We start from the raw sequence: 4,781 nt of genomic DNA, 5'->3' as shown, positions 1-4,781 counted from the left end.
GCGGAAAGGTCACACCTGTTCCCATACCGAACACAGCAGTTAAGCTTTCCAGCGCCGATGGTAGTTGAGACTTTGTCTCTGCAAGAGTAGGACGTTGCCAGGCATAAATTTACTTCTATATGTAAGAATATAAATCGCATATTTTTTATTACCGCGGGGTGGAGCAGTCTGGCAGCTCGTTGGGCTCATAACCCAAAGGTCGCAGGTTCAAATCCTGCCCCCGCAACCAAATTGGTCCGGTAGTTCAGTTGGTTAGAATGCCTGCCTGTCACGCAGGAGGTCGCGGGTTCGAGTCCCGTCCGGACCGCCATTATAATTTAAGAGTAAATATTCGTACAGGATTTCATTGATGAAATCTTGTTTTTTTAATTTATACAGCTTTTTGTTGAATTTTGGAACGCAGCATTCGAGCGTTTCATTTTGAATGGTATTTTGCTATGATAGATATTATAAATAGTATTAAATCATATATAACTGTGATGGATTATTCCATTATGAAAATGAGCATAAAATAGAGAATTTATCTGTATGATAAACAGTACGAACAGAAAAAAGAACCATCTGATATATGGTAGATACACATAGCTGATAGTAGGTGAAGTTGTGCATTCAAGATCATGGATTACTGGCTCAGCAGAAGAAACTCAAAAAATTGCTGAGCGTTTGGCTGAGTTGTTAATGCCTGGTGACTTGCTCACTTTAGAAGGCGACTTAGGTGCTGGAAAGACTACTTTTACAAAGGGATTGGCAAAAGGACTTGGAGTTAAAAGAAACGTGAATAGTCCGACGTTTACTATTGTAAAACAATATAAAGGGAGACTACCTCTTTATCATATGGACGTTTATCGCTTGGAAGATTCCGATGAAGACATTGGTTTCTCCGAATACTTTGATGGTGAAGGTGTGTCTGTGGTAGAGTGGGCCCAGTTTATTGAAGAGTACTTACCAGAGGAAAGATTGGAAGTCACCATTAGATCTATTGATGAACAAACTCGAAAAATAGAGTTTCATGCAATTGGAGATCGTTATTTAAATATATTAAATGAGATGAATGATTAGGGGTAACTTTATATGAATGTACTTATCATTGATACATCGAATCATGTTCTAGGTGTAGCAATAATGAAGAATGAACAATTGATTGGACAAATCGTAACGAATTTGAGTAAAAATCATTCTGCCCGATTAATGCCTGCAATTGATAAATTAATGGCGGAAGTGGATATGCAAGTCGAGGATCTAGATCAAATTTCCGTTGCGAAAGGCCCCGGTTCTTATACAGGAGTCCGTATCGGTCTGACGACAGCCAAGACTCTGGCATGGGCATTACAAGTTCCTGTTGTAGGAGTTTCCAGTTTAGAAGCGCTTGCGTATCAAGGGCAGTTTTTTGATGGACTGATTTGTCCATTTTTTGATGCTAGAAGAGGACTTGTATATTCCGGCATTTATCAATGGAGTGGCGATGAATTGATAGCAGTAGAAAAGGATGAGAATCTTCTTTTTGATGAGATGCTCAACCGACTGCAATCTACTGGGAAACGGGTACTGTTTTTAAGTCCGGATATTGCAAAGTTTAAAGAACAAATAGATGTTGCGTTAGGAGAGTTGGCAGTAATTCCTGCTGGTCCCTATCATATATCCAATCCAAGTCATTTAGGGCTTGCAAGTTTGAACCATAAACCGGAAGATATCCATGGGGTTACGCCTAATTATTTACGTTTGGCTGAGGCAGAGTCCAACTGGTTAAAACAGCAAAAGGAAAAAGAAAACAATGGTTAATATCACAATAAGGAAAATGGAACTGAGAGATGTTCCTCAAGTTCTCGAAGTAGAAAAGGCATCATTCACCTTACCTTGGACGACTGATATTTTTTATCATGAACTGATGGATAATATGCATGCATATTATTTTGTTGTGGAATGTGAAGGGAAGATTATCGGTTATTCAGGTATGTGGGTGGTCATTGATGATGCACAAATAACGAATATTGCTATTCTCCCTGATTTTCGAGGAAAGAAAATTGGTGAGAAGCTCTTTGCTCATATGATGCTTACAGCAGTTCGGCTTGGTGCAGCACATCTATCGTTAGAGGTGCGTGTATCGAATATTGTTGCGCAGAAAATGTACCGGAAATTTGGGCTTGTTCCTGGGGGGATTCGGAAGAACTATTATACGGATAACCAGGAGGATGCTCTCGTAATGTGGGTGAACTTAAAATGACTAAAGATAATATTATATTAGGTATTGAAACAAGCTGTGACGAAACTGCAGTTGCAATTGTTAAGAATGGCACGAATATCTTATCCAACGTTGTAGCTTCACAAATTGAGAGTCATAAACGATTTGGTGGAGTTGTTCCTGAGATTGCATCTCGGCATCATGTGGAACAAATGACGGTAGTATTAGAAGAAGCTTTCAATCAAGCTGAAGTTGATTGGGAAGAAATCGATGCGATTGCGGTGACGGAAGGTCCTGGATTGGTAGGTGCCTTGTTGGTTGGAGTGAATGCGGCTAAAGCTTTAGCGTTTGCAAAACGGAAACCATTAGTAGGTGTACAGCATATTGCAGGCCATATCTATGCCAATCGGTTTCAACAGGAGTTTGAATTCCCATTACTTGCATTAATTGTTTCTGGGGGTCATACCGAACTGATCCTGATGAAAGAGCATGGAAGTTTTGAATTGATTGGAGAAACCTTGGATGATGCCGCTGGGGAGGCCTATGATAAAGTTGCAAGGATGTTGGATTTACCGTATCCAGGCGGCCCGGAAATTGATCGACTCGCTGAACAAGGAGAGGAAACAATTGATTTTCCTAGGGCATGGCTGGGTGAAGAAAGTTATGACTTCAGTTTTAGCGGCTTAAAATCAGCGGTAATCAATAAAATCCATAATGCTGGGCAACGTGGAGAAGTCTTAAAGAAGGAAGATATTGCGGCAAGTTTTCAAGCAAGCGTTGTCGAGGTGCTCACTGCAAAAACATTGCGTGCTGCGAAAGAATATAACGTGAAACAGGTTATTGTAGCTGGTGGTGTTGCTGCAAATAAAGGGTTACGTAACGAATTACAGAAACAGTTTAATGAGGCGCAAATACCATTACTGATTCCACCTTTAGCTTTGTGTACAGATAATGCTGCAATGATAGCTGCTGCAGGCACGATTGCTTACCAACAAGGTAAACGAGCTGGCCTTGATCTGAATGCAAATCCTTCCCTCGAACTTATATAACTAGTTGGTTACTCCCAAGAAAGTTGTGGAATAAATCAATGATTTATCCACAGGACTGTGCATAAACATGTGAATCATTGATAGATAAGCAATTATTTTTGTGGGTAACGATGACTATTCAAACTCTGGATTTTGTGGATAATGTGGATGATTTTGTTGACAATTATAAACTAAGGGTTTTATTGTTACTGATTTGTGGATAAGTGATGGGGAAGAGTAAGATAATCTGAAAAAGAAGTTTGGTGAAGCAGCAATGCAAAAGAAACAGTCTTATTATGTGCAAAGCGATCTTCTGATTCTGATCGTTTTATTTATTGTGGCAAGTCTTCTAGCCATTTATAACGCTCAACAACTTGAGCAGTATGATGGCGAAAATTTTGTATTGAAACAGATTGCTTGGTTTGCAGTAGGTGGACTATTTATTGCATCTGTTCAATTTTTAGATATGGAACAATTGTATAAGGGTAGTGTCTATATTTATATTGGTGGTATCTTATTACTCTTATTACTATATATAAGCCCGGAATCGATTGCTAGATCGGTAAATGGTGCAAAAAGCTGGTTTAACCCTCGTTGGGCTCCTGTATCATTGCAACCAGCTGAATTTGTAAAGTTATCCACAATTTTATATCTCTCCGTTGTTATCAGTAAACACAAGGAGAAATTTGAACAAAGTAATTTAAAGTCGGATACATTACTTTTGATTAAATTAGTAGCAACTACAGCATTACCTGTATTTTTAATTCTCTTACAGCCAGACTTTGGAACAGCAATGGTATATATCTTTATTTTAGGGATGATGATCATCTTTTCAGGAATCAGCTGGAAAATCATTCTTAGCCTAGTGGCGGCCGTTAGTGCGCTATTAGGAAGTCTACTTGCATTTATTGTAAACTTTCCAGAGCTTGCGAAGTTGGTTGTCGGACCTGCTCGACATTATCAAATTGATCGGATATTGACATGGTTTGATCCAACACAGTCTAGTGACACCGCTAACTGGCACTTTGACCGAGCTTATATGGCGTTAGGTTCTGGTCAGTTATTCGGTAAAGGAATGAGTGGAGTAGAGGTTTATTATCCAGAGGCTCAAACGGATTTCATTTTTTCTGTAATCGGCGAGACTTTTGGATTCATTGGTGGAGCGCTCGTCATCTTGCTCTATTTCCTCTTGCTCTATAAGCTTGTATCCTTAGGATTGAGCATTTACAAGTTTGTACCGTTTGCTTCTTATTATTGCCTTGGATTCCTCAGTCTAATTCTTGTTCATGTATTCCAAAATATCGGAATGACAATCGGCATCATGCCAGTAACAGGAATACCGCTGCCGCTGATTAGTTATGGTGGTAGTTCCGTCATGGCGACGATGCTTGGATTAGGGGTTATCTATCGAATATCTGTCGAGTATACGATACAAAATGATTATTTATTTAAATAATTGAGCAACAGTAAAGAGGCTGGGACAAAACCCCAGTAAATAAAAAATAAGGCGTAGGAGTTCACACAAAAAATGTGTAGGCCCTACGCTTTTTGCTATCGTTATTTTAGTAAACAAA

General features: G+C 39.3%; 5 protein-coding genes, 2 tRNA genes and 1 rRNA gene. All 8 read left to right on the top strand.

Features of this window, described 5'->3' with window-relative positions:
- Nucleotides 1–103 (top strand): 5S ribosomal RNA (rrf, locus tag ACFSBH_RS12565); the annotation flags it as partial.
- A gap of 49 nt (nucleotides 104–152) precedes the next feature.
- Nucleotides 153–229 (top strand) — tRNA-Met (locus tag ACFSBH_RS12560).
- A 4-nt stretch (nucleotides 230–233) separates the two neighbouring features.
- Nucleotides 234–310, top strand: a tRNA-Asp gene (locus tag ACFSBH_RS12555).
- 293 nt (nucleotides 311–603) lie between these two features.
- Nucleotides 604–1,059 carry a tRNA (adenosine(37)-N6)-threonylcarbamoyltransferase complex ATPase subunit type 1 TsaE gene (gene tsaE / locus ACFSBH_RS12550; RefSeq protein ID WP_251517804.1) on the top strand — a complete coding sequence of 152 codons (456 nt, stop codon included), beginning with the start codon at nucleotides 604–606 and terminating at the stop codon, nucleotides 1,057–1,059.
- Nucleotides 1,060–1,071: 12 nt separating this feature from the next.
- Nucleotides 1,072–1,779, top strand: coding sequence for a tRNA (adenosine(37)-N6)-threonylcarbamoyltransferase complex dimerization subunit type 1 TsaB (tsaB, locus tag ACFSBH_RS12545; protein WP_251517801.1), 708 nt, complete (start codon nucleotides 1,072–1,074; stop codon nucleotides 1,777–1,779).
- Nucleotides 1,772–2,221, top strand: a complete 450-nt coding sequence (rimI, locus tag ACFSBH_RS12540; RefSeq protein WP_251517798.1) for a ribosomal protein S18-alanine N-acetyltransferase — start codon at nucleotides 1,772–1,774, stop codon at nucleotides 2,219–2,221. The genes tsaB and rimI overlap by 8 nt, the downstream gene beginning before the upstream one ends.
- Nucleotides 2,218–3,228: a tRNA (adenosine(37)-N6)-threonylcarbamoyltransferase complex transferase subunit TsaD gene (gene tsaD, locus ACFSBH_RS12535; RefSeq protein ID WP_251517796.1), complete on the top strand. Its 1,011-nt coding sequence runs from the start codon at nucleotides 2,218–2,220 to the stop codon at nucleotides 3,226–3,228. Before rimI ends, tsaD begins: the two co-directional genes overlap by 4 nt.
- 253 nt (nucleotides 3,229–3,481) lie before the next feature.
- The gene (locus ACFSBH_RS12530) at nucleotides 3,482–4,663 is read left to right on the top strand and encodes an FtsW/RodA/SpoVE family cell cycle protein (protein ID WP_251517793.1); all 1,182 of its coding nucleotides are present in this window, start codon (nucleotides 3,482–3,484) and stop codon (nucleotides 4,661–4,663) included.
- The last annotated feature ends 118 nt before the right edge of the window (nucleotides 4,664–4,781 follow it).

Source organism: Oceanobacillus luteolus, from assembly GCF_042678205.1.
GTDB classification, from domain to species: Bacteria; Bacillota; Bacilli; order Bacillales; family Amphibacillaceae; genus Oceanobacillus; species Oceanobacillus luteolus.
Note: the sequence above shows the minus strand (reverse complement) of the source record. Positions and strands in the feature narration are given on the sequence as shown.